Annotated in this window: 17 protein-coding genes and 2 tRNA genes; 6 read left to right on the forward strand and 13 right to left on the reverse strand. The window is 69.2% G+C overall.

What is annotated here, in order from left to right; all coding sequences use genetic code 11:
* Positions 1–36 precede the first annotated feature (36 nt).
* The gene (locus ACKI2N_RS08565) at positions 37–4929 is read right to left on the reverse strand and encodes an NAD-glutamate dehydrogenase (protein WP_420993790.1); all 4893 of its coding nucleotides are present in this window, start codon (positions 4927–4929) and stop codon (positions 37–39) included.
* A 372-nt stretch (positions 4930–5301) separates the two neighbouring features.
* On the opposite strand from ACKI2N_RS08565, the gene ACKI2N_RS08570 reads away from it, so the two are divergent.
* On the forward strand, positions 5302–6813 hold the full coding sequence (locus ACKI2N_RS08570) for an acetyl-CoA hydrolase/transferase family protein (protein WP_420993792.1): 1512 nt from the start codon (positions 5302–5304) through the stop codon (positions 6811–6813).
* Positions 6814–7219: 406 nt separating this feature from the next.
* Here ACKI2N_RS08570 and ACKI2N_RS08575 read toward each other — a convergent pair whose 3' ends face one another.
* Both ACKI2N_RS08575 and ACKI2N_RS08580 read right to left on the reverse strand, forming a co-directional pair.
* A complete protein-coding gene (locus ACKI2N_RS08575) occupies positions 7220–7573 on the reverse strand; it encodes a hypothetical protein (protein ID WP_420993793.1) in 354 nt (117 codons plus the stop codon).
* A 252-nt stretch (positions 7574–7825) separates the two neighbouring features.
* On the reverse strand, positions 7826–8800 hold the full coding sequence (locus tag ACKI2N_RS08580) for a Bug family tripartite tricarboxylate transporter substrate binding protein (protein WP_420993794.1): 975 nt from the start codon (positions 8798–8800) through the stop codon (positions 7826–7828).
* Positions 8801–8982: 182 nt separating this feature from the next.
* On the opposite strand from ACKI2N_RS08580, the gene ACKI2N_RS08585 reads away from it, so the two are divergent.
* The gene (locus tag ACKI2N_RS08585; protein WP_420993795.1) at positions 8983–9267 is read left to right on the forward strand and encodes a hypothetical protein; all 285 of its coding nucleotides are present in this window, start codon (positions 8983–8985) and stop codon (positions 9265–9267) included.
* Here the strand turns inward: ACKI2N_RS08585 and ACKI2N_RS08590 are convergent.
* Positions 9255–9330: transfer RNA gene (locus ACKI2N_RS08590), tRNA-Lys, on the reverse strand. The two genes, ACKI2N_RS08585 and ACKI2N_RS08590, sit on opposite strands and share 13 nt — an antisense overlap.
* Positions 9331–9475: 145 nt before the next feature.
* Between ACKI2N_RS08590 and ACKI2N_RS08595 the strand changes: the two genes are divergently transcribed.
* Positions 9476–10384 carry a LysR family transcriptional regulator gene (locus ACKI2N_RS08595; protein WP_420993796.1) on the forward strand — a complete coding sequence of 303 codons (909 nt, stop codon included), beginning with the start codon at positions 9476–9478 and terminating at the stop codon, positions 10382–10384.
* 124 nt (positions 10385–10508) lie between these two features.
* Positions 10509–11894 (forward strand): 8-oxoguanine deaminase, encoded by a 1386-nt coding sequence (locus tag ACKI2N_RS08600; RefSeq protein WP_420993797.1) that lies wholly within the window; start codon positions 10509–10511, stop codon positions 11892–11894.
* Between the two features lie 383 nt (positions 11895–12277).
* Here the strand turns inward: ACKI2N_RS08600 and ACKI2N_RS08605 are convergent.
* Positions 12278–12353 (reverse strand) — tRNA-Lys (locus ACKI2N_RS08605).
* A 236-nt stretch (positions 12354–12589) separates the two neighbouring features.
* Between ACKI2N_RS08605 and ACKI2N_RS08610 the strand changes: the two genes are divergently transcribed.
* On the forward strand, positions 12590–12853 hold the full coding sequence (locus ACKI2N_RS08610; protein WP_006159541.1) for a DUF1488 domain-containing protein: 264 nt from the start codon (positions 12590–12592) through the stop codon (positions 12851–12853).
* Between the two features lie 189 nt (positions 12854–13042).
* On the opposite strand, the gene ACKI2N_RS08615 is transcribed toward ACKI2N_RS08610, so the two are convergent.
* The 7 genes from ACKI2N_RS08615 to folD form a co-directional block, all read right to left on the reverse strand.
* Positions 13043–14842 carry a SulP family inorganic anion transporter gene (locus ACKI2N_RS08615; RefSeq protein WP_420993798.1) on the reverse strand — a complete coding sequence of 600 codons (1800 nt, stop codon included), beginning with the start codon at positions 14840–14842 and terminating at the stop codon, positions 13043–13045.
* The gene (gene hpaR / locus ACKI2N_RS08620; RefSeq protein WP_420993799.1) at positions 14839–15288 is read right to left on the reverse strand and encodes a homoprotocatechuate degradation operon regulator HpaR; all 450 of its coding nucleotides are present in this window, start codon (positions 15286–15288) and stop codon (positions 14839–14841) included. Before hpaR ends, ACKI2N_RS08615 begins: the two co-directional genes overlap by 4 nt.
* Positions 15289–15421: 133 nt before the next feature.
* The gene (gene xth / locus ACKI2N_RS08625) at positions 15422–16213 is read right to left on the reverse strand and encodes an exodeoxyribonuclease III (protein ID WP_420993800.1); all 792 of its coding nucleotides are present in this window, start codon (positions 16211–16213) and stop codon (positions 15422–15424) included.
* Positions 16214–16330: 117 nt separating this feature from the next.
* Entirely contained in the window at positions 16331–19273 is a 2943-nt protein-coding gene (locus ACKI2N_RS08630) for an autotransporter outer membrane beta-barrel domain-containing protein (protein ID WP_420993801.1), read from the reverse strand.
* Between the two features lie 172 nt (positions 19274–19445).
* Positions 19446–20159 (reverse strand): histidine utilization repressor, encoded by a 714-nt coding sequence (gene hutC / locus ACKI2N_RS08635; RefSeq protein WP_420993802.1) that lies wholly within the window; start codon positions 20157–20159, stop codon positions 19446–19448.
* Positions 20160–20315: 156 nt separating this feature from the next.
* The gene (locus tag ACKI2N_RS08640) at positions 20316–22409 is read right to left on the reverse strand and encodes a M3 family metallopeptidase (RefSeq protein WP_420993803.1); all 2094 of its coding nucleotides are present in this window, start codon (positions 22407–22409) and stop codon (positions 20316–20318) included.
* A gap of 97 nt (positions 22410–22506) precedes the next feature.
* Positions 22507–23358 (reverse strand): bifunctional methylenetetrahydrofolate dehydrogenase/methenyltetrahydrofolate cyclohydrolase FolD, encoded by an 852-nt coding sequence (gene folD, locus ACKI2N_RS08645; RefSeq protein ID WP_420993804.1) that lies wholly within the window; start codon positions 23356–23358, stop codon positions 22507–22509.
* A 132-nt stretch (positions 23359–23490) separates the two neighbouring features.
* Here folD and ACKI2N_RS08650 point away from each other — a divergent pair, with 132 nt between their 5' ends.
* Positions 23491–24165, forward strand: a complete 675-nt coding sequence (locus ACKI2N_RS08650) for an energy-coupling factor ABC transporter permease (RefSeq protein ID WP_420993921.1) — start codon at positions 23491–23493, stop codon at positions 24163–24165.
* 99 nt (positions 24166–24264) lie between these two features.
* Here the strand turns inward: ACKI2N_RS08650 and ACKI2N_RS08655 are convergent, their stop codons facing one another.
* Positions 24265–24897 (reverse strand): response regulator transcription factor, encoded by a 633-nt coding sequence (locus tag ACKI2N_RS08655; protein ID WP_420993805.1) that lies wholly within the window; start codon positions 24895–24897, stop codon positions 24265–24267.
* Between the last annotated feature and the right edge of the window lie 14 nt (positions 24898–24911).

Here is a 24911-nt window from a genome sequence, read left to right on the forward strand (position 1 = left end):
ATGGCCGGCGCGTCCGTGCGGTTTTCCCCGGTTCCCCTAGCAACCGGGCTGGCTGCGTTCGAGCAGCCCGATCTCGCGGATCGCCACCGACAGCATCGACAGGCCGGCCGAGCCCGAGGCGCGCTGGTCCGCCAGCATGCGCGAGAAACGCTCGATCTGGGCTTGCCGGCCGTTGCGCCATGCTTCGATCAGTTTCTCCGTCGTGTCCAGTTCCATCGGCTGCGACAACACGCTCACCGTGAGCGCGCGCTTGAGGCGGCCCAGGTCTTCCAGCGCGGTGGTGCGCGCGAGCAGGTCCCAGTGGCTGTCGGCGGGCAGCGCCTGGGCGCGCTCGCGCAGCCAGCCGAAGCTGAACTCCGTGTCGAGCGCAAAGTAGACGCCGGCCACCAGCGCCAGGCCGCGCTGCGTGGCGGCCGCCACATCGGCGATATCGAGCGCGGCCGCGGAGATTTCCCCGGCGGCCACGCGCAGGGCCAGCGCGTCGTCCACGCCGGCCTGGGCGAGCGCCTGGCGCCGCTCGGCCAGCGCCGCGGCCTCGGGCGCGGCCAGCAGCGCCGGCAACTGCGGCGTCAGCCAGGCCGCGGCCTCGGCATAGCGGGCGTTCTCGTCGCTGTCCTGGCCGCCCGCATGCGCATGGCGCAGGAACCACAGGCTGGCGTGCTCCAGCAGCCGGCCCACGGCGGCGAACATGCGCGCCTGCACTTCGTCGTCGACGCGGTTGTCCAGCGCATCGATCTCGGCCCACAGCGGGTCCAGCCCGAACACGTCGCGGCCGATCAGGCAGGCGCGCACGATGTCCGCGGGGCGCGCGTCGGTCTCTTCCAGCATGCGGTGGACAAAGGTGGCGCCGATGCGGTTGACCAGCGCGTTGGTCAGGTGCGTGGACAGGATCTCCCGCTTCAGCGGATGGCGCTGCATGGCTTCGGCATGCCGCGCGCGCAGCGGCTGCGGGAAGTAGGCCGGCAGCAGGCCTGCCACCAGCGGATCCTCCGGCAGGCTGGAGGCGAGCAGCTCGTCGTACAGCCACATCTTGCTGTAGGCCAGCAGCACGGCGCGCTCGGGCGAGGTCAGGCCCAGCCCGGCCGCCTTGCGCTCCACCACTTCCTCGTCGGTGGGCAGGAACTCCAGCGCGCGCTTGAGGCGTCCGGCGCGCTCCAGCCAGCGGATCAGGCGCGCTTCCTGGTCGAGCAGCGCGGCGGCATGGCGGCCGGCCACCGAGAGGGCCTGGCTCTGGTAGTAGTTGTCTTCCAGCACCAGCAGGCCGACTTCGTCGGTCATCTCCGCCAGCAGCTTGTTGCGCTGTTTCTCGGTCATCTCGCCGTCGGCGACCACCAGCCCGAGCAGGATCTTGATATTGACCTCGTGGTCGGAGCAATCCACGCCGGCGGAATTGTCGATGGCATCGGTATTGATGCGCCCGCCGTGCAGGGCGAACTCGATGCGGCCGAGCTGGGTGAAGCCGAGGTTGCCGCCTTCGCCCACCACCTTGCAGCGCAGCTCGGCGCCGTTGACGCGCACCGCGTCGTTGCTGCGGTCGCCGACCTGCAGGTGGGTCTCGCGGCTGGACTTGACGTAGGTGCCGATGCCGCCGTTGTAGAGCAGGTCGACCGGCGCCAGCAGGATCGCGTGCACCAGCTCGGCCGGCGACAGCGCGCTGGCGCTGGTGCCCAGGCAGGCCTGTACCTCGGGCGTGAGCGCGATGGTCTTGGCGGTGCGCGGGTAGAGGCCGCCGCCGGCCGAGATCAGGCTGGTGTCGTAGTCGGCCCAGCTCGAGCGCGGCAGCGCGAACAGGCGCTGGCGCTCGCGCAGGCTGGTGGCCGGGTCGGGGTTGGGGTCGAGGAAGATATGGCGGTGGTCGAAGGCCGCCACCAGCCTGATGTGCGGCGACAGCAGCATGCCGTTGCCGAACACGTCGCCGGACATGTCGCCGATGCCGGCCACGGTGAAATCGGTGGACTGGATGTCGATGCCCATCTCGCGGAAATGGCGCTTGACCGATTCCCACGCGCCGCGCGCCGTGATGGCCATCTTCTTGTGATCGTAGCCGACCGAGCCGCCCGAGGCGAAGGCGTCGCCGAGCCAGAAGCCGTACTCGGCGGAGATCGCGTTGGCATAGTCGGAGAAGCTCGCGGTGCCCTTGTCGGCCGCCACCACGAGGTAGGGGTCGTCGCCGTCGTCGCGCACCACTTCGGGCGGCGGCACCAGCGCGCCGGCGACGCGGTTGTCGGTCACGTCGAGCAGGCCGCGCAGGAAGGTCTGGTAGCAGGCAATGCCTTCCTGCAGCACCGCGTCGCGGTCGCCGGCCGGGGGCGGGCGCTTGACCACGAAGCCCCCCTTGCTGCCGACCGGCACGATCACGGTGTTCTTCACCATCTGCGCCTTCATGAGGCCCAGCACTTCGGTGCGGAAGTCCTCGCGCCGGTCCGACCAGCGCAGGCCGCCGCGCGCCACCGGGCCGCCGCGCAGGTGCACGCCTTCCACGCGCGGCGAGTAGACCCAGATCTCGAACATCGGGCGCGGCTCGGGCAGGCCCGGCACCCGGGCCGGATCGAACTTGAACGACAGGCACGGGCGCGGGCCGCCGTCGGCGCCGTGGCGGAAATAATTGGTGCGCACGGTGGCGTTGATGACGCCGAGGAACAGCCGCAGGATGCGGTCTTCGTCGAGGTTGGGCACCTGGTCCAGCGCGCTGCCGATGGCCTGCAGCAGCCGTTCGCAGCGGGCCGCGCGGGCCGCCTCGGTGGCGGGGTCGAAGCGCGCCGCGAACAGTTCCACCAGTTGCGCGGCAATGGCCGGGTTGCCGGTCAGGGCACGTTCGATATAGGCATCGCTGAAGGTCGAGCCGACCTGGCGCAGGTAGCGCGCATAGGCGCGCAGGATGGTCACGTCGCGCGCGGCCAGCTCGGCGCGCAGCACCAGGCGGTTGAAATTGTCGTTCTCGATCTCGCCGTTCCAGGCGCGCGCGAAGGCGTCTTCGAACAGCGCCTTGACGCGCGCGATGTCGGCGCCGAGGTCGGCGCCGGCCGCCACGCCGTCGGCCATCTCGAGGCCGAAGTCATGGATCCAGACGGGTTCCGCGCCGGTGGGCTCGACCAGGTAGGGCCGCTCTTCGTCCACGCGCACGCCGAGGTGCTCGAGCATCGGCAGGCTCAGCGACAGCGCGATCGGCTCGCGCGCGCGGTAGACCTTGAAGCGGAACGCGCCCGGCGCGGCCTCGATGGGCCGGTACAGGTTCATCGCCACGCCGCCGCTGGCCTGCGCCGCCTCCATCAGCTCGATGTCGCGCACCGCGGTGCGGGCGGGGTAGTCCTCGCGGTAGCCGGCCGGGAACGAGTCGCCATAGCGGCGCAGCAGGCGGTTGCCTTGCTCCTCGCCGTTGCTGTCGAGCAGGGCCGCGGCCAGGTCGTCCTGCCAGCGGCGCGCGGCCTGCACGATACGTGCTTCGAGTTCGTCCGGATTGACCTCCGGCATGGTGCCCGGCTCGCCGCGCACGATGAGCTGGATGCGCGCCAGCGGCGACTCCGACAACTGCGGGGTGAACTCGCAGCTGTTGCCGTGGAAGGCGCTCATCAGCAGCTTCTGGATGCGCTGGCGCAGGTCGGTGTTGTACTTGTCGCGCGGCACGAAGACCAGGCAGGAGACAAAGCGGTCGAAGCGGTCGCGCCGCACGAACAGGCGGATGCGCTGGTGCTCCTGCAGGCGCAGGATGCCCAGCGAGATGCCGAACAGGTCGTCCTCGTCGGCCTGGAACAGCTCGTCGCGCGGGTACTGCTCGAGGATGGTCACCAGCGACTTGTAGAGGTGGCCCTTGGTCAGGAAGCCGGCGCGCGCCAGGATGTTGGCGAACTTGCGCCGCACCAGCGGGATCTCCGCGCAGGACATCATGTAGGCGGTGGAGGTGTAGAGCCCCACGAAGCGGCGTTCGCCGAACAGCTTGCCGCTGGCATCGACCAGCTTGACGCCGACGTAGTCGAGGTAGCCGGGCCGGTGCACGGTCGCGCGCGAGTTGGCCTTGGTGACGAAGATCGGCGAGCTGCCCTCGATCACGCTGCTGGCGGCCGCGGGCAGTTCGGTGAGCGCGCCGGCTTCCGCCGGGCGCAGGTTCTCGCGCAGGATGCCCGCGCCGGATCCGGCCACGCCGCGCAGGTAGAAGCGGCCGTCCTGCGTGACCAGCTCGTAGTCGCGCTGCCCGAGGAAGGTGAAGTGGTCGTCGAGCATCCATTGCAGGAAGGCGCAGGCTTCCTGGACTTCCGGCTGGCGGCCTTGCGGGGGCTGCGCCAGCATCTCGACGGTGGCCGCCGCGGTGGCGGTCATGCCGGGCCAGTCTTCGACCGCGGCGCGCACGTCGCCCAGCACGCGCGCGATGCCGTTGCGCAAGGCCTCCTGCGTGGCGGCGTCGCCGCAGCGGTCCACCTCGAAATGGATGAACGATTCCAGTCCCGGCCCGCTGGCGGCGCCATTGTCCGCGGCGCCGGCGCCGGCCTCGCTCTCGCCGGGCAGGCCGACCCTGGCGATGGTGCCGTCGGCATGGCGCCAGACCTGGAACACCGGGTGGATGGCGGAATGCAGCGCCAGCCCGAGCCGGTTGATTTCCATGGTGACCGAATCCACCAGGAAGGGCATGTCGTCGTTGACGATCTCGACCACGGAATGGTCGGAGTGCCAGCCGTGCTGTTCCAGGTTGGGGTTGTAGACCCGCAGCCGGGCGTTGCCGGGCACGAAACGCTGCGCGGTCTGCCAGTGCGCCATCACCGCGCCGTAGAGATCGGCCACTTCCCGCTGCAGCAGGTCCTCGGCGTCGGTCAGGTCGTAGTAGTGCCGCAGGAAGGGCTCTGCCTTGACGAACATGTCGCCGGGCAGGCGCCCCTGGGCGAACTGCATCAGGTCGGCCAGCAACTGGGCCAGTCGCACGTCGCTTTCCGCCAGCATGGTGTCTCCCCGGACGGCTTGTTTCGGTACAGGTCCATGCGCGCGCTGTCCCGCGCGGCGCCATGTTGCGGAACCGGGGCCGGGGGCGGCATGAGCTTGCTAACTACTGTAGAGCATAAAGAGGCGCGCGGCGTGTCATCCGTGTGACGGGCGGGCGCCTTTGCCGGCGCGGCCGCGCGGTATGGGGACGGGTATGAAATTAGCGACTGGACTTTATGAGTTTATATCGCCGCTGGAATATGACGGCGCTGGCTACACTGCTTGTCTGCGCCTTACCGTTCGGTAGGAAGCGCTAGCCGGGCAGGGTGCAAGGCCCATCCACGGCATGCGCCAGCCAGCGACCGGTCGGGGCAGGTTTCATGGAGACATAAGATGTACAAGGAACGAATCCGGCTGGCCAGCCTCCTCGACAAGATCATGCCGGCGGACGCCGCCGCGGCGATGATCCGGGACGGCATGACCGTGGGCATGAGCGGCTTTACCCGGGCCGGGGACTGCAAGGCGGTGCCGGAGGCGCTGGCCCGGCGCGCGGCGACCGAGCCGCTGCGCATCACCCTGATGACCGGCGCCTCGCTGGGCAACGACACCGACAAGATCCTGGCCGAGGCCAACGTGCTGGCGCGGCGCCTGCCGTTCCAGGTCGACCCGACCTTGCGGCGCAAGATCAACGCGGGCGAGGTGATGTTCATCGACCAGCATCTGTCCGAGACCGTGGAGCAGTTGCGCGGCCGGCAGCTCGCGCCGGTGGACGTGGCGGTGGTGGAAGCGGCGGCCATCACCGAGACCGGCGGCATCGTGCCGACCACCTCGGTGGGCAATTCCGCCAGCTTCGCCATGCTGGCCAGCAAGGTCATCGTCGAGCTCAACCTCAACATGCCGGCCGCGCTGGAAGGCCTGCACGACATCTACCTGCCGGCGGCGCGGCCCCACCGCGAGCCGATCCCGCTGACCGCGGTGGACCAGCGCATCGGCCTGCCTTATATCCCGGTGGACCCGGCCCGGATCGCCGCCATCGTGATCACGCAGAAGGACGACAGCCCGTCCAGCGCGTTGCCGCCTGACCAGGACACCCGGCAGATCGCCGGGCACCTGAACGACTTCCTGCTGCACGAAGTGCGCGCGGGCCGGCTGGCGCCGTCGCTGCAGCCGCTGCAGGCCGGCATCGGCACCATTGCCAACGCGGTGCTGCACGGCCTGATCGATTCGCCGTTCCGCGACCTGCAGATGTATTCCGAAGTGCTGCAGGACAGCACCATCGAGCTGCTGGATGCGGGGCGGCTGAGCTTCGCCTCGGCCTCCTCGGTGACCCTGAGCGGTCCGGTCTATGCCCGCTTCCTGGCCGGCCTTGAGCGCTACCGCTCGCGCGTGATCCTGCGTCCGCAGGAGATCAGCAACCATCCGGAGATCGTGCGCCGGCTGGGCCTGATCACCATCAACACGGCGCTGGAGTGCGACATCTACGGCAACGTGAATTCCACGCACGTGGGCGGCACGCACATGATGAACGGCATCGGCGGCTCCGGCGACTTCGCGCGCAACGCGCATATCTCGGTGTTCGTCACCAAGTCCGTGGCCAAGGGGGGAGCGATCTCCAGCATCGTGCCGATGGTCTCGCACGTGGACCATACCGAGCACGATGTCGATGTCATCGTGACCGAGCACGGCCTTGCCGACCTGCGCGGCCTGGCGCCGCGCGAACGCGCGCAGCAGATCATCGCCAATTGCGCGGATCCGCTTTACCGGGACCTGCTGCAGGATTACGTGACGCGCGCGGGACGGCGCGGCGGGCAGACGCCGCACCTGATCGAGGAAGCGCTGGCATGGCACGCGCGCCTGCGCGAGCAGGGCACCATGCGCGGCGCCCCGGCGCTGGCCGCGGCCTGAGCCGGCGGGGCGGGCGCGCGCCGTCCGCCCCGCCGTCGGCCTTTTTCCTTGCGGCCGTCGCTGGCCTATCCCCCGGCTATCCCTTGAAGATCAATACCGCCAGCACGAGGGAGGAAGCCATGAGTATCAGCACATCGAGCATGATGGTCTCCACGGAAGAAGGAGCGGGCGGGGAAGCGCAGCCATAGCTTGAAGGGACGCCGCGTTGCCGGCTGTCGGCGGCCTTCCTGTTTTCATGCCGGGATATATCTCACATTTCGCCCCCGGGCGTCATTCGCGCGAGGGCGTTTCAAGCGGGCGTTGCAGTCTCGGCGATGCTGTACCGATGCTGCCGCCGGGGAGGCGCGCGGACGGTGCGCTGGCGCACCATCCGCGGCGGTGCCCGCGCGACGCGGGCAGGCGGGGCTTACTGCTTGGGCGCGGCCTTGGCGCCGTCGGTGAACGGGTCGAACTTGCCGGCCTTGGCACCGTCGGTGTATGGGTCGGGTTTGCCCGACTTGGCGCCGTCCGTATAGGGATCCGCCTTCTTCTTGGCGCCGTCGGCATTCAGGTTGGACTTGGTCGACTTCCTGGCGCCGTCGGTGTACGGATCGAATTTGCCCGATTTCGCTGCGTTCTTGTTCGGATCGCCCTTGTTGGCATGGGCTCCGCCATACAGGTCGCCGCCCTCCGTGTAGTTCTTCTGGGCGTGCGCGAGTTGCGCGCCCCCGAAGGCGGCCACGGCGGCGATCATCAGAGCGGATACGGTCTTGTTGCGCATTTCTTGTCCTCGTGAGTTTGGCCATGGGCGGGGGGCACGGCCGTCGTACTGGTTGTCTGACCCGGTGATTACTTTACCGACTCGGGAGGACCCCGCGAAGTCAAATCTTCTTCCCCCTGTATTGAAGCATTAAGGACAAGTTCGAATACTGTGCCAGATCAAGTGATGCGGCATGGCAACAACAGGCAGGCCAACAGGCACACCACGGGCACGCGGCCTGGCCCCGCCGGGCCGCGGCGGGGCCGGGCAGGCTTACTCGAGCGTGATGTTCTGGTCGTGCGCGATCTTCTTGCGCAGCTCCAGTTCGCGCTTGATCTGCGCGGCGTACTGCTGCGGCGTGTTGCCGTCGGGGTAGGCCCCGCTTTCGGCCAGCCGGCGCTTGACGTTGGGGTCCTGCAGCGTTTTCACGGCGGCGTCGTGCACCTTGGCGATGACGGCGGCGGGCGTGTTGGCGGGCGCCACCAGGCCATACCAGGCCATGTTGTTCATGTCCTTCATGCCGGCCTCGGCGAAGGTCGGCACGTCGGGCAGGCCTTCCACGCGCTTGGGCGCGGCCACCGCCAGCGCGCGCAGCTTGCCGGCCTGGATATGCGGCATCGACGAAGGCAGGTTGTCGAACTGGCCGCTGACCTGGCCCGCCAGCGTGTCGTTCAGCGCCGGGCCCGATCCGCGGTAGGGCACGTGGACCATGTCGGTCTTGGTCAGGAACTTGAACAGCTCGCCATCCAGATGAGAAATGCTGCCCTTGCCGGCCGAGGCGTAGCTGTACTTGCCGGGATTGGCCTTCACCAGCGCGACGAATTCCTGCAGGGTCTTGGCCGGCACCTTCGGGTTGACCGTCAGCACGTTCGGCACGTTGACCAGGTTGGTGATCGGCGCGAAGTCCTTGAGCGGGTCGTAGGGGTTGCGGGCGTTGGTGGCCGGATTGGTCGCCATGGTGCTGACCGTGGCGATGCCGAGCGTATAGCCGTCCGGCGCGGATTTGGCCAGCGCATCGGCGCCGATCGCGCCGCCGCCGCCGCCGCGGTTTTCCACCACCACGGGCTGGCCCAGTTCGCGGCCGATGCCGTCGGCCACCGAGCGCGCCACGATATCGGTGGTGCCGCCCGCGGCGAACGGCACGATAAGGCGGATCGGCTTGGTGGGGTAGCTTTGCGCCATCGCGCCCTGGCAAAGGCCGAAAAGCGCCAGGCACGCTGCGCTGCTGATGTTCAAGATTGCTTTCAAGAGAGGCTCCGATATTCTAGGTATGCTCGCTGGCCCGTCCGGCCAGGGTGCAGGTGTCGCGGGGTCCCGGGGGCGGTCCCGTCTTTTCGTGTTCTTCCCTGCCGGCAGGCCGCCGTGTTCCGTGCAGCGGGGCTGCTCCCGGAGTTGCCGAAGCGACCGGAATGGTTCCGTAATGCGGAACCATGTTCCGCGACGTGCTTCAAGCGCAATTCAACCGTGAAAGCGCGCACGGCGGAATCGGTATCAACCCGGTATCAACCCGGTATCGAATCGGTATCGACGCGGCGGGAATTCCCTGTTCGCGGCGATATTGCGCAGGCGCGCGGGAATGGAATAGGGAGAAGCGCAAGCGGGGAAATGAAAGCGCGGGAAACGCGCGCGGAAAAGCAAAGCCAGCAAAGCAAAAAGCCGGGAGCATTTCTGCTTCCGGCTGTTTGCTTTTTTCTGAATTCGCTGGTGGGGCGTGAGTGACTCGAACACTCGACCTACGGATTAAGAGTCCGCTGCTCTACCAACTGAGCTAACGCCCCAACGAAGAAAGAGATTATAGCGAGACATTTTTGATCATGCAATAGCTGCGATCGATTTTCTCGCGCGGCCGATAGCGGCGCGGCGGCGGCTACAATGCGCTCGTCCCGGCCATCCCCGTCAGGCCCGAATCCGGAGAGCCCCTTCATGCATGCCAGAGTCCTGCGCTACCTCGACGAGGTGGTGAGCCGCGGTTCGATCCGCCAGGCCGCGCTGCACCTGCATGTGGCGCCGACAGCGATCAACCGGCAGATCCTGGACCTGGAGGCGGAGCTCGGCGCGCCCTTGTTCGAGCGCATCAACAAGCGGCTGCGGCTCACGCCGCTCGGCGAGATGGTGCTGGCCCACGTGCGCCAGACCCTGCGCGAGCACGCGCTGCTGCGCGACCGCATCGAGGCCGTCAAGGGCGTGCGCCAGGGCGAAGTCACCGTCGCCACCACGGCCGGTCTGGCCGGCGCGCTGATGCCGCCGCTGCTGCATGGCTTGCGCCAGCAGCATCCCGGCATCCTGGTGCGCCTGCTCGACCTGCCGGTGGCGGAAATCGTCGCCGCCGTCGAGTGCGGCGATGCCGACCTCGGCCTGGCCTACGACCTGCCCGACCTGGCGGCCTTGCGCATCCTCGCCGGCAGCGACTGGCCGGTCGGCGCGGTGGTGGCGCCCGGCCACGCGCTGGCCGCGCAGCCGTCGGCGCTGCTGGGCGAATGCCTGGCCTGGCCGGTGATCCTGCCGGCGCCGTCGATGTCGCTGCGCGGCATCCTCGACGAGGGTTTCGCGCGCGCCGGGCTGGAGGTATTGCCGGTGACGGAAACCACTTCGACCGCGCTGATGCGCAGCCTGGTCATGCTGGGCACCGGCATCGCGTTTCTCAATCCGCTCGATGTGCTGGACGAACGCGCGCGCGGCGCGCTCGCATGGCTGCCGCTGCGCGACGGCAACCTGCCGCGCCAGACCCTGCGGCTGGTGGCGCGGTCGCGCAACCAGCTGAGCGCGGCCGCCGGGCTGATGGCCGAGCGCATCGGCACGAGGCTGGCCGAGGTGTTCGGCGCGGCGCGCTAGCTTCCGGCAGGCGCTGTGCTGATTTTGCGCACAGCGTCGGCGCAATTCGATGCTTTGCCGCGCGGGGCCGGCGCCGTAGACTGCCCGGGCCTTCCCAGAACCGAACCCGCCCGGAGATGCCGCCATGCCCCTGATCCTGCTCCACGCCGACGTGCTCGTCACCATGGACGACCGCCGCCGCGAGATCGCCGACGGCGCGCTGGTGGCGCAAGGCCCGGCCATCGCATGGGTCGGTGCCAGCGCGGACCTGCCGCCGCAATACCGTCGCTTGGTCGACGAAGGGCGGGCCGAGGTGCTCGACATGCGTGGCCATGTGGTGACGCCGGGCCTGGTCAACACGCATCACCACATGTACCAGAGCCTCACGCGCGCGGTGCCGGCGGCGCAGGACGCCGAGCTGTTCTCCTGGCTGGGCAATCTCTACCTGCTCTGGTCGCACCTGACGCCGGAGATGATCGACGTCTCCACGCGCACCGCGATGGCCGAGCTGATGCTGTCGGGCTGCACCACCACCAGCGACCATCTCTACCTCTACCCGAACGGCGCGCGCCTGGACGACGCCATCGCCGCGGCGGCGCAGATGGGCATGCGCTTCCATGCCGCGCGCGGCTCGATGAGCGTCGGCCGCAGCAAGGGCGGCCTGCCGCCCGACTCGGTGGTGGAGGAGGAGGGCGCCATCCTCGCCGACAGCCAGCGGCTGATCGAGCAATATCACGATGCCGCGCGCCACGCCATGCTGCGCGTGGTGGTGGCGCCGTGCTCGCCGTTTTCCGTGTCGCGCGACCTCATGCGCGAGTCGGCCCGGCTGGCGCGCAGCTATGGCGTGTCGATGCACACTCATCTGGCCGAGAACGACAACGACATCGCCTATTCGCGCGAGCGGTTCGGCCTGACGCCGGCGCAGTACGCCGAGGAGCTCGGCTGGGTCGGCCCCGACGTGTGGCACGCGCACTGCGTGAAGCTCGATGGCGAAGGGATCGCGCTGTTCGCGCGTACCGGCACCGGCGTGGCCCATTGCCCTTGCAGCAACATGCGGCTGGCGTCGGGCATCGCCCCGGTGCGCGCGATGCGCGACGCGGGCGTGCCAGTCGGGCTGGGCGTGGACGGCAGCGCTTCCAACGACGGCGCCCACATGCTCGGCGAGGCGCGCCAGGCCATGCTGCTGCAGCGGGTGGGCTACGGGCCGGCGGCCATGAGCGCGCGCGAGGCGCTGGAAATCGCCACGCTGGGCGGCGCGCGGGTGCTGGGGCGCGACGACATCGGCGCGCTGGCGCCGGGCATGTCGGCCGACTTCGTGTCCTTCGGCATGGATGCGGTTGCCTATGCGGGAGCCGGCCACGACCCGGTGGCGGCGCTGGTCTTCTGCACGCCGGGCAATGTCGCCACCAGCGTGATCAACGGCAAGGTCGTGGTGCGCGGCGGCGAACTGCTGACGGTGGAGTTGCCGCGCGTGCTGGCGCGGCACCGCACGCTTGCGCGCGCGCTGTTCGAGCGCGCGCAAGCGGCATGAAGCCGCCGGCGCGCGGGCAACCCTGCTTTGCCACGTGCGCGCGACCCCACTCGAGTGGGGCAGCGCCATGTTTCCAATGTATTCACACTTGTCACCGGGACGTTCCCCGAACGCCCCTGACCCTTCCCGAGCCCGCGGACCCGCGGGCTTTTTTTGCGCGCGACGATGGCGTGCCGAGATGCCTCGGCGGCCGATCGTGCCGATGACAGGTGTCACATTGATACGGTATCAATGACGCTATCCGCATGCGCGCCGGATGGACCCGGGGCGGACAGCAGGAGAGGAAGCGGAAAACGAAAGCGGGGAAGCGGAGAAGACGCGAGGAAGCAAAGGCGCAAAGAAAAAAGCCGGGAGCATTTCTGCTTCCGGCTTTTTGAATTCGCTGGTGGGGCGTGAGTGACTCGAACACTCGACCTACGGATTAAGAGTCCGCTGCTCTACCAACTGAGCTAACGCCCCAACGAAGAAAGAGATTCTATCACCGTTTTTGAGTTTGTCAAAGGTTTCGTGTTTTTTCTTCGCGCGCGCGACCGCGCCGAAGGCGCGCGGACGGGCGCGGTGCGGGCGCACGCGGCGGGAACTCGGGCGCGCCTCCCGCAGTCTTGGTTGGAGGCGAACGAACCGTAGGCCTTTGCGGACGAGTCGGGCCGACCCATGTTAGGATGTTTTTTCACTTGCAATGGAGGGCTGTACCGATGGATATCAAGTTCCAAGAGCAAGAGCGTTACGATATCAACAATGAAGGCTTGCTATTCCACGCCGTCGTCGACGGCCAACCGGTTACCTGCGTGGTGACGCGCGAGGCGCTGTGGGAAGGCTTCAGCGCCGACCAGGTGCTGTCGCTCGAAGAAGCGTTCCGCGCCGGCCGCGAAACCATCGAGCGTGCCGCCGTGGTGCTGATCGAGCAGGGCGCCGCGCAGCCGGTGGTAGTCAAGCGCGCCCACGTGGCGCCGCTCTGAAGCGGGTTCTGTCCGGGCCGGTCATCGGTCCGATCCCGGGCGCCCGCTTCACGGGTTTGCGGCTATCCGCCACTAGCGATCAGCCTTAGCCGCCTGGCGCCGGATTCTCCGGCGTTTCTCTTTTCGCATACTCCCCGCCGTCGTCACTGCCATCTGCCCCATCGTGCCGTATCCCGGCTCGCCCGCGCTTCATGCCGGCCGCGCCGCGGCCTCGGCGCCTCCCGGGCGGCTTGCGCATTCCTCGAAGATCCGCGCGCGGCATGCGCGGCACACCGCCGGATCGAGCTTGGCAATGATGGTGTGCAGGGCCTGCCGCTTGGTCGGGAAGATGTGGTGCTCGCCGAGCTTGGCGGTGAATCCGGTCTGCTCCCAGGTCTGCAGCACTTGCGTGCGTGGCCGGTGGAAATAGAGATCGCCGCCGGCCGCGCGCCGTTCGGTCAGTTCGCTTTCCCACATTTCGGCGCCGGCCAGGTCGATGAAATTCATGCTCTTGGTCATGGCCAGCAGGTGGGTCTGCCCGGCGTGCGCGGTGCGCGCATGGTGCAGCCGGTCGGTGACGTACTGGACGGCGCCGAAGTAGATCGCGCCTTCCATGCGCAGCAGCTTGAGCTGCGGGCATTCCGGCTGCGGCCGGCGCAGTTCGTCGAGCGGGGTGAAGCGGCGTTCCGGATCGTCCGCATCGGGTACGAGGCTGCGCACGGCCGGCCGCGAGGTGCGATAGAGATAGGCCACCAGCGACAGGATGGTGCCGAGCAGGACCGCCATCTCCAGGCGGATGGCGAGGGTGGCGGCAAACGTACTGATGGCGATGGCGAACTCGGCCCGGCTCAGGCTGGCGATGCGCCGCAGGCGGCCGAAGTCGAACAGGCCCCACGCCACCAGCAGCATGGCGGAAATCGCCGCCAGCGGGATCTGCGCCAGCAGCGGCGCGCTGGCCGTCACCAGCGCCACCAGCAGCAGCGCCGAGAACACGCCGGCCAGCGGCGTCCGCGCGCCGGCTTCGTAGTTGGGCATCGAGCGGTTCAGGGAGCCGCAGGAGATATAGGCCGAGAACAGGCCGCCCGCGATATTCGACAGGCCCTGGCCGATGAACTCGCGGTTGGCGTCGATATGCTGGCCGGAGCGCAGCGCCACCGCCTTGGCGATCGAGATCGACTGGCCGAGCGCCACGATGGTCAGCGCCGCGGCGATGCCCAGCAGGTCGGGAATGGCCTGCCAGGAAATATCGGGCAGGTGGAAGGGCGGGATCGCCGACGGGATCGGCCCGACCACGTCGACATGGCGCGCGCCCCGGCTCCAGTCCGGCGCGTTGAGCAGCAGGGCCACGCCGTAGCCGGCCAGCAGGCCCAGCAGCATGAACGGCAGGCGGCGCCAGACGCGCTTCACGGCGAGCGTCACGGCCAGCGTGACCACCGCCACGGTAAACGCGCTCCAGTTGATGGTGCCGGCGTTGTCGAGCAGGAAGCGCACCACGCCGAAGGCGCTGGTGCCGGTGGGCACGGCCAGCCCGAACAGGTCCTTGAGCGCGTAGAGCCCGATCAGCGTCGCCGCGCCGCAGGTAAAGCCAAGCAGCACCGAGGGCGAGATGAAGTTGGCCAGCGAGCCCAGCCGCAGCGTGCCCACCGCCAGCTGCAGCACGCCGACCATGATGGTCACGGCCAGCGCGAGGTTGATGTAGGCAGGGCTGCCGGCAAAGGCCACCGGGCTCAGCATGGCGAACAGCGCCAGGGAATTGGCGTTGGTCGGCCCGGACATCACGTGCCAGCTCGAGCCGAACAGCGCGGCCACGATGCAGGGAATGACCGCCGCGTAGATGCCGTACTGGGGCGGCAGCCCGGCCAGCGTGGCGAAAGCCACGCCCTGCGGCAGCACCAGCACGGCGCCGAGCAGGCCGGCCACCAGGTCGGCGCGCAGGGAGGCGGCGCTGACCCGGCGGCGCCACGCCGGCAGCAGGCGCGCCAGCAGCGCGCCGGGGGAGGCGGCACTCATGCGCGCGGATCCTTTTCGCTGAAGCTCTCCAGCAATTCGTCCAGCGCGCCGTAGACCTTGCAGAGCCGATCGGCGCCGATCATGCGTTCGAGTTCCTCGTAGCGCTGGTCGATCAGCGGCTCCATGCGGGCGATCATGACGCGGCATTTGTCCGTCAGCGAGATCTGCTGGCGGCGCTGGTCGGTGGTGGAGCGCGAGCGCAGGATCAGGCCCGCCTGTTCCATGCTGGACAGCATCCGGGTCAGGCTCGGGCTGAGGATGAGGCAGGCATCGGCAAGCTGGTTCGGCTCCATCTCGCCCTGCTCGTTGAGGGTGCGCACCACGCGCCATTGCTGCTCGGTCAGGCCGTGCTGGCGCAGGATCGGCCGGAAGCCGGCCATGAGCGTTTCGCGGGCCCGCAGCAGCAGGTGGGGCAGGTTGCGGTGGCGGAAGGTAGCCGGTTTCATGCCCGCCAGTGTAGCCGCGCGAAGGCCTTCACGCGAGCCGGTAGCGATACCGATGGCGCCCGCTGCGCTCACCGGTCTTGCGCTGGTCCTGCGCCGGTCTTGCGCCGCGCCGGGCCGTCCCCGGCGCGCCGTCTCAAGCCAGCGTGGCGATCACCGGCGTATGGTCGGACGGCTGTTCCCAGGTGCGCGGCACGCGGTCGATTACGCAGCCGCTGCAGGCCTCGCGCAGCGCCGGCGACAGCAGGATATGGTCGATGCGCAGGCCGGCATTGCGGCGGAAGGCGAACATGCGGTAGTCCCACCAGGAGAAGCTTTTCTCCGGCTGCTCGAACAGCCGGAAGGCATCGGCCAGGCCCAGCGCCTCCAGCGCGCGGAAAGCCTCGCGTTCCTGCGGCGACACCAGGTTCTGGCCTTCCCACTTCGCCGGATCGTGCACATCGCGGTCTTCGGGCGCGATATTGAAGTCGCCCAGCAGCGCCAGCTTCGGGTACTTCGCCAGTTCTCCGCGCAGCCACGCCGTCATGGCGCGCAGCCAGTCGAGCTTATAGACGAACTTGTCGGAGTCGGGCGCCTGGCCGTTGGGGAAATAGGCGCACACCAGGCGCACGTCGCCATAGGTGGCCGCCACCACGCGCTGCTGGGTGTCCTCGAATCCGGGGATGTTGCGCACCACGTCGGCGGGCGCGGGCATGGTCGCGTTGCGCGCCAGGATCGCAACGCCGTTGTAGGTCTTCTGGCCGGTGAACACGCTATGGAAGCCCGCGCTCTCCAGCTCGGCCAGCGGATATTTGTCGTCCGGCATCTTCAGCTCCTGCAGGCACAGGGCGTCGATGGGCGTGTCGGCTTTTTCCTGCTCGATCAGCCAGTCCAGCACCTGCGGCAGCCGGACCTTGAGCGAGTTGACGTTCCAGGTGGCGATTCTCATTGTCTATGCATTCCTGTCTTCACGAGCCGGAGTGTACCAGCGGCCACCGGACGGCGGACGGCGGCTTCAGCGTCATGCAGGGACGCCGCGGCGCCACGCCGTGAAGGTTCGCCGGGCTCACCAGGCGTAGCGCACCCCGAGATTGCCGCGCACGCCCTGGCGGCGGCCGCCGTCGGTGCCGCCGACCGCGAACTGGTACCCGGCCTGCGCATAGAGGCTCAGCCGGGGAGTGACGCGCGTCGTCACGCCGCCGGCGAACTCCAGCCGCGTGGCGGCCGCCTCGAGCGCGACCGCGTCGCTGCCGAACAGCGTCGTCGCCGTGCCGCCCCAGTCGTGCCACAGGTTGAGCCGGCCGTATGGTTCCCAGACGGCGCCGCCGGTCCGTTCGATGTGCCACTGCCCGCGCACGCCGATGCGGCCGGTGGTGCCCGTGGTCGAGCCGAGGTCGACGGGGCCGAAGCCATCGTTCTTGCGGTCGAAGCTGACCCGTTGCCAGATGAGCTGCATCTGCGGCTCCAGCACGAAGCCCGGGCCCAGCGGCAGGGGGAACGGGTAGCCGCCTTCGAGCGAGGATGCGAAGCCGCTGCCCGTGGTCTTCAGCGTTGTCGCTCCGGTGCTGGCGTGGCCGTCGTAGTACGTGCCCTGCAGGACTGCGTCCAGGTACCAGCCGGCCGGGCCGTAGTGTGTCCAGTATCCGGCCAGCGAATACGCATCGAGGTTCACCCGGCCGGTGCGCTCCAGCAGGTAGGCGTCCGCGGCCGGGCTGGTGACCAGGCCGGTGGTCGCGACATTGCTGTTGCCGTAGGCGAAGTACATGCCGGCGGTGTCGCGGTGGCCTTCGCGCGAACTGCCGCGCCAGAGGTCCAGCCCGGCCTGCAGTCCCAGCAACTGTCCCTCGGCGTGGGGATCGGCGAAGGCACGATACCGGTTGTTGATCTGCTCTCCGAAGATCCTGCCCCAGGCCGACTGCGCGACGCCCTGGTGGCCGGCGCCGGCGTACGGCGCGTCGAGCGTGTTGCCGATCCGCTCATGGAGCGTGCCGAGCGTGGTCAGGCCCATCTGCCGCGCGACCGGCTGCACCACGCCGTAGGTGGCCAGTTCCGGTCCGATGATCGGGTAGGTGCCGGGCGGCAGGCCGCTGCCGGACGGCGGCGGATCGGCCGGGAAAACCGGAGCGCCCGGCTCCGCAGGCGGCACGGGCGGCACGGGCGGCACGGGCGGTGGCGTCACGGGTGGCGCCACGGGAGGCGTAACCGGCGGCGTCACGGGTGGCTCGAGGGGCCCGGGCGGCAGGACCGGCGGCGGAGGCACGACGAAGCTCGAGCGCAGGAACCAGCTCTGCGGATTGCTGCCATTGAGCCCGCCGCGGAACAGGAAGTAGTCGAAAGCGCCGGCGCGCAGCCGGTTGGCCAGCGCGAAGGCCTCCGGTGCCGTGGTGGCGCCGTTCAACGCCTGCACCACCGCGATGCCGTCGCTCGACGTGAGCGCGCCGGGGCCGCCCGTGTTCACCACGGTAAGCGCCGTGGCGCCGGTGGCGGCGCCGCCGCTGACCACCAGCCGGTCCGACGGCGAACCATCGGCGCCCAGGTACGTGTTGAGCGTGATGCCGCTGCCTTGTCCGGCGTAGTTCGCCACGCTCAGGGTCTTGTAGCCGCTCGCGGCCGCGGGGTCGCCGGCCGGCGCGGAAAAGGCGATCGTGCTGGCATTGTTGACCAGGGTGGTCAGGTTGGAACTGCCGGTCATGGTCCACACGGTGCCATCGTGCAGGGTCGCGTCGGTCCTGCTGCCCGCCGTGGTCGTGATCGCGCCGCTCAGCGTCGAGGCGCCCGCGTCGAACGCGGCGGCCGTGCTGCCGTTATTGCTCAGCAGCACGCCGTTGGCCTGGGTGACCGTGGTGCCGGTGGCCGTGATGCTCGCCGGGGCCGCGCCCTGCACCTGGAAGCTGTCCGCGGTGGAGGTGAGCGTGGTATCCGCCAGGCTCAGCGTGTTGGTGTTGCCGCCGGCGCCGCTCAGGAGCGCCCCCACGCTCGACGCGCCGTTTGCCAGCACCGAGCCGCCGCTCACGGCCGCCGAGGCGCCATTGCTCAGGTTCACGGCCGAGGAATTGGCGGCGGCCGTGCTGATCGCGGTGCCGGTGGCGCTCAGCGTGGTGCCGGCGTCGAACCCGCGCAGCGCGGCGGAGCCGGGGCCGCCGGTCACGTCGACCGTGCCGCCGGTGAGCACGACGTTGCCGCCGCTTGCCGCCCGCACGCCGGTCACGTCGCCGCCGCTGCCCTGGACGGTGATGGCGGTCTGGCTCGCCCGCACGGTGCTGCCCTGGTCGGCGAACACCGCATTGATGCCGCCGCCCTGCGAAGACAGATGGATGGTGCTTTGTGTGAGGTCGACCTCGGCCCCGCCGGTGCTGCGCACGGTGAAATCGCCGCCGCCGGTACTGCCTTGCAGCGTGACGTCGTTCCCCACGATGCGGCTGCCCGCGCCGGTCGCGACGAGCGTATTGCTGCCGCCGCCCGGACTGACGTTGACCGTGGTGCCGCTGTCCAGCGTGATCAGTCCGCCGGCTTCCGCGCTCGCCACCACCACGCCGCCGGCATTGAGCGTCACCGTGACGCCGCTGGCGGTGATCTGGCTGCCGGCGCCGGCCGCGCGCATCGCGGTGATGCCGCCTCCCCCGAACGGGTTGGTGATGCTGCCGCGCCCGGCCGACGGATCGATGCCGAACATCACGGCCGCGCCATTCTGCGCGGTGACGCCGGTGCCGAACGGCACGGCGACATTGACGCCGTTGGCCTGCACCGCGGAGCCGGTGCCCGAGGCGGTGATGCGCGCGGCGGTGCCGGCGGGAACGGTGCAGGTCGTGCCGGCGGGACTGGTGTATTCGGCGGGCTGGCCGCTGGCCGGGCAGTTCGCGGCGCCCGCTGGCGGCGCCGCGGTGGCCGCGATGGCCGTGGCCAGGGCGCTCCATGCATATCCCCGCAGGGGGGTGTGGCGCCGGCCATCGTGGCGGCCCTTGGCCTGTGCCGATGCGGCGTGCCGGCCGCTTTCGGGTGTTCCGTGCATGCCGGCTCCCGGAGGGATCACGTCAACGTTTCACGGCCCTCCGGGGAGAGTCTTCTTTACCACATCACAGCTAACCATAATAAGACGCGGCCATCGGGAGGGTGATCTGAGAGATTTTTATATCGCTCTGAAATCATTTGACATGTGCCACCGCACGCACTGCCGCCGATGCCTATGGCTTGAAAGAGCCCTCGATGGTATAGCGCGAGCCGGGGTGCACCAGGCGTGCCAGCGTGATCGGCGAGCCCTGGCTTTCGGTGCGGCGCACCACGATCAGGCACGGCTCGCCGGGCTTGATGCCGAGCAGCTGCGCTTCCTCGGCGGTGGGCAACTGCGCCTCGATGGAGTACTGCGCTTCCCACAGCGGGGCCACGGTCAGCAGGTAGCTGGTCGGCGTGGTCTTGGTGAAATCCACGCTGAGGTAGTCCGGCGCGCGCGCCGGGTTGACGTAGCGGTCTTCGCACAGCAGCGGCACGCCGTTTTCGCTATGGACGATGAGCGTGTGGAAGACCTCGCTGCCCGCCGGCAGGCCGAGGCGCGGGGCGAGCGCCTCGCTGACCGTTTCGGCCCGCGCCAGGTGCACGTCGGAGCGGTGCTTGTGGCCGCGCTCGGTGATCTCGTCGTGGAGGTCGCGGATGGTCAGCGTGGACGATGCGCGGTAGGGCTGGGTGGCAAAGGTGCCGACGCCCTGCACGCGCTCGACCAGCCCTTCGGCCTGCAGCTCCCGCACGGCGCGGTTGGCGGTCATGCGGCTGACGCCGAACTGGGTCACCAGCTCGGACTCCGACGGCATCAGCGTGCCCGGCGGCCAGCGGCCCGAACTGAGGCCTTCCTTGAGGTAGTTCTTGATGTGCGCGTAGGCGGCGGCTGGGGGCAGGTAGCTCATGGCCCGCATCTTACTTGACCGGGCTTGTCTAGCCAATTCGGACTGGTCGGACTGGTTGCCCCAAAGCCGCCGCCCGGCCTGCTTTTTGCCCGCCGCAGCGGCTCCGGCCCGGAGGCCGGGAGCCGCGCTATCCCCGGGTTTCGGCCCGGGGCGGGGTCACGCCAGGGCCATCCCGCCGTGGCGCAGCAGCGCGTCGATCTGCGGCGCGCGGCCGCGGAACGCGGTGAACGACTCCATGGCCGGGCGGCTGCCGCCGACCGCGAGGATCTCGCGGCGGTAGCGCGCGCCGGTTTCGGCGTCGAGCACGGTGCCCGACAGCTTGGCGGCGTCCTCGAAGGCTGCGTACACGTCGGCGGACAGCACTTCGGCCCACTTGTAGCTGTAGTAGCCGGCCGCATAGCCGCCCGCGAAGATGTGGCTGAAGGTGTTCGGCCAGCGCGAGAGCGGGTGCTGCGGCACCACGTGGGCGTGGTCGTTGATCTCGCGCGACAGCGCCAGCACGGACTTCTCGCCGGCGGGGTCGAAGTCGGTATGCAGGTGCATGTCGAACGACGAGAACACGATCTGGCGCAGCGTCATCATGCCGTTCTGGAAGTTCTTGGCGGCCAGCATGCGCTCGAACAAGGCGCGCGGCAGCGGCTCGCCCGTGTCGGCATGCGCGGTCATGCCGGCCAGCACTTCGTACTCCCAGCAGAAGTTCTCCATGAACTGCGAGGGCAGTTCCACGGCATCCCATTCCACGCCGTTGATGCCGGACACGCCCAGCTCGCCCACCTGGGTGAGCATGTGGTGCAGGCCGTGGCCGAACTCGTGGAACAGCGTGATCACTTCGTCGTGGGTAAACAGCGCGGGCTTGCCGCCGACCGGCGCGGAGAAATTGCAGGTCAGGTAGGCCACCGGCGTCTGCACGCGGCCATTGCCGAGCAGCTTGCGGCCGCGGGCGTCGTCCATCCAGGCGCCGCCGCGCTTGCCTTCGCGGGCGTACAGGTCGATGTAGAACTGCGCCAGCAGATTGCCCTCGGGCGAGACCACGCGGAAAAAGCGCACGTCCTGGTGCCAGGTCTGCGCCTGGTCGGCCTCGATGCGCACCGAGAACAGCTTTTCCACCACGCCGAACAGGCCCTTGAGCACCTGCGGCTCGGGGAAGTATTGCTTGACCTCCTGCTCGGAGAACGCGTAGCGCTGTTCGCGCAGCTTTTCCGAGGCATAGGCCACGTCCCACGGCGCCAGCTCGGCCAGGCCCAGCTCGCTGGCGGCGAAGTCCTTGAGCTCGGCCCAGTCCTTTTCGGCGAACGGGCGCGCGCGGGCGGCCAGCTCGTCGAGGAAGCGCAGCACTTCGGCCGGCGATTCCGCCATCTTGGGCACCAGCGAGACCTCGCCGTAGGAGGCGTAGCCGAGCAGGTGCGCTTCTTCCTGGCGCAGCGCGAGCTGCTCGCGCATGTTGGCGGTGTTGTCCCACTCGGCCTTGCCCTGGCCGTATTGCCCGGCCAGCTCGGAGGCGCGGGTCACGTTGGCTTCGTACAGGGTCTGGCGCAGCGCGCGGTCGTCGGCGTACTGCAGCACCGGGAAATACGACGGGAAGTGCAGCGTGAATTTCCAGCCGGCCTTGCCGTCCTTCTCGGCGGCGCCGCGCGCGGCTTCCAGCGCATCGGCGGGAATGCCGCTCAGGCGGCTTTCGTCCTCGATCACCAGCGCGTAGGCATTGGTGGCGTCGAGCACGTGGTCGGAGAAGGCCTTGGACAGCTGTGCCTGCTGTTCCTGGATGGCGGCGAAGCGCGGTTTCTTGTCTTCCGGCAGTTCGGCGCCGCCCAGGCGGAAGCCGCGCAGTTCGTTCTCCATCAACTGGCGGCGCGCCGCGCTCATGGCGGCGAACTCGGGGCTGGCGGCGATGGCCTTGTACTTCTCGTACAGCGCCAGGCTCTGGCCCAGCGAGGACCAGAATTCGGTCATGCGCGGCAGGTTGTCGGCGTGCGCCTGGCGCAACGCCGGCGTGTCCGCCACCGCGCTCAGGTGGCCGACCACGCCCCAGGCGCGGCCGAGCGGCTCGGTGGCCGCTTCGAGCGCTTCCACCGCGTCGGCCCAGGTGGCCGGGGTGGCGGGGTCCTCGGCGCGCGCGACGGCGGCCTGCGCGGTGGCCAGCAGCGTGTCCAGCGCCGGCCCGATGTGTTCGGGGCGGATCTCGGAGAAACGGGGCAGGTCGGTAAAGTCCAGCAGCGGATTGGCGGCGTTAGCGTTGGCGGCTTGATCCATGGCGTCTCTCTTGGCGGGGGCCATAAAGGCAATACCCCGCACATTGGGGCGGGGCGGGGTTTTTTCCAGTGCCGGAAGCGGCGGGCGGGCGCGGCGTTCAGCCGGCGGCGCGCTCGGCGGCTTCCAGCGTGTTGATGAGCAGCATGGTGATGGTCATCGGGCCCACGCCACCCGGCACCGGCGTGATATAGCCGGCCACTTCCCTGACGCCGGCGAAGTCCACGTCGCCGCACAGCTTGCCGTCGTCGTCGCGGTTCATGCCCACGTCGATCACCGCCGCGCCGGGCTTGACCATGTCGGCCGTGATGATGTTCCGGCGTCCCACGGCGGCCACCACGATGTCGGCCTCGCGGGTATGGGCGGCCAGGTCGCGCGTCTTGCTGTTGCAGATGGTGACGGTGGCGCCGGCCTGCAGCAGCAGCATCGCCATCGGCTTGCCGACGATATTGGAGGCGCCCACCACCACGGCGCGCGCGCCGCGCAGCGGGAACTGCACCGACTCCAGCATCTTCATGCAGCCGTAGGGCGTGCAGGGGCGGAACAGCGGGGCGCCGGTCATCAGCGCGCCGGCATTGGCCACGTGGAAGCCGTCGACGTCCTTTTCGGGGGCAATCGCCTCGAGCACTTTGTGGCTGTCGATATGCTTGGGCAGCGGCAGCTGCACCAGGATGCCGTGGATGTTGGGGTCGCGGTTCAGGGCATCGATGCGGGCCAGCAGGTCGGCTTCGCTGAGGTCGGCCGGATAGCGGTCCAGCGAGGAATGGAAGCCGTTGTCGTCGCAGGCTTTCACCTTGTTGCGCACATAGACCTGGCTGGCCGGGTCATCGCCGACCAGGACCACGGCCAGGCCAGGCCGGTGGCCGCGCTCGGTAAGGCGGGCGGCGCGCTGGGCGGCTTCCGTGCGGAGTTGCTTGGCAAGGGCGTTGCCGTCGATGAGTTGGGCTGGCATGGGGATGGGAGCGGAAGGTGGGAACAAGGGACAAAGCGGAATTATAAAGGTTGACGCAACCCGGGGCGAAGTCGGCAGGGGCGCTGGTAGCATCTGCGCATGCATGCACTGACCGCTTCCCTGATCGATTCGATGGCGCCGGGCGGGCCTGCCGCGCCAGCGTGGCTGGCGGCATGCGCCCTGGGCGGACTGGCCTGGGCGCTGTGGCGCCGGCCCTGGCAACTGCTGCGGCGCGGCGATCTCCAGCACGGCTGGCTGGGCGCGCTGCTGTTCGTGGCGCTGCTGTGGACGGCGCGGGTGGCGCTGCCGGGCGGGCTGGTGTTCCAGCTGTTCGGGGCCACGCTGATGGTGACGCTGTTCGGCCTGCCGCTGGCGCTGCTGTCGCTGTTCCTGGTGGACCTGGTGTCGCTGCTCGGCCTCGGCTACCTCGCCGGCGCGCACTGGAGCGGCGTCGACTGGGCGGCGCTGTGGCCGCGCTATGTGTGGATGGGTTTGCTGCCGGCGCTGCTGTCGGCGGCCCTGCAGGTCGCCATGCGCCGGCTGCTGCCGCGCCATCCCTTCGTCTTTATCCTCGGCCACGGCTATTTCGCCGCCGGGCTGGCCGCGCTGGGCGCCGGCGCGGCGCGCGCCATATGGCACAGCTACGGCACGGGCGGCGGCGTGCTGACGCTGCCCGATACGCTCACGGCGGTGCTGATCCTGGCGTTCGGCGAGGCGTTCCTCACCGGCATGCTGGTGGCGGTGTTCGTGGTCTACAAGCCGCAATGGGTGGTGACCTTCCGCGACGAGGAATACCTGAGGGGATGAGGAAGGCGGGGAGGCCACCGGCGCCCCGGCAACGGGGCGGTGGCTGTGCGGCGCGGTACCCGTGGCGGGACCGCGCGCCGCGCTGCGGGCCGGCGGCCCTCAGGTGTTCTTCGACAGCGCCAGGCGCAGCAGGTCGGCGACGGTGTTGACGTTGAGCTTTTCCATGATGTTGGCGCGGTGCGCCTCCACGGTCTTGATGGAAATGCCCAGGTCGTCGGCGATCTGCTTGTTCAGGCGGCCGGCCACGATGCGCTCCAGCACCTGCTGCTCGCGCGTGGTGAGCTTGCCCAGCAGGTCCTTGGCGGCGCGCTGCTCGCGCGCGGCGGAGTGGTCGGTGCGGGCCTTCTGCAGCATGCGCTCGACCAGCGAGCGCAGCTCGGACTCGTCGAACGGCTTCTCGATGAAGTCGATCGCGCCTTTCTTCATGGTGGACACCGCCATCGGCACGTCGCCGTGGCCGGTGATGAAGACGATCGGGATATTGATGTTCTCCGCGATCATGCGTTCCTGCAGCTCGGGCCCGCTCATGCCGGGCATCCGCACGTCCAGGATCAGGCAGGAAACCTGGCTGGCGTCGTAGGCGGAAAGAAACTGTTCGGCGCTGGTAAAGCTGCGAACCTGGTAGCCATTGCCCTCCAGCAGCCAGGTCAGCGAGTCGCGCATCGCTTCATCGTCGTCGACGATGAAGACGGTCTCGCCGCGGTGGGAGGTGGGGTTTGGCGTCACGTTCATGAAGTCTCCTGGGA

Source organism: Cupriavidus sp. 30B13 (assembly GCF_049059565.2).
GTDB lineage: Bacteria > Pseudomonadota > Gammaproteobacteria > Burkholderiales > Burkholderiaceae > Cupriavidus.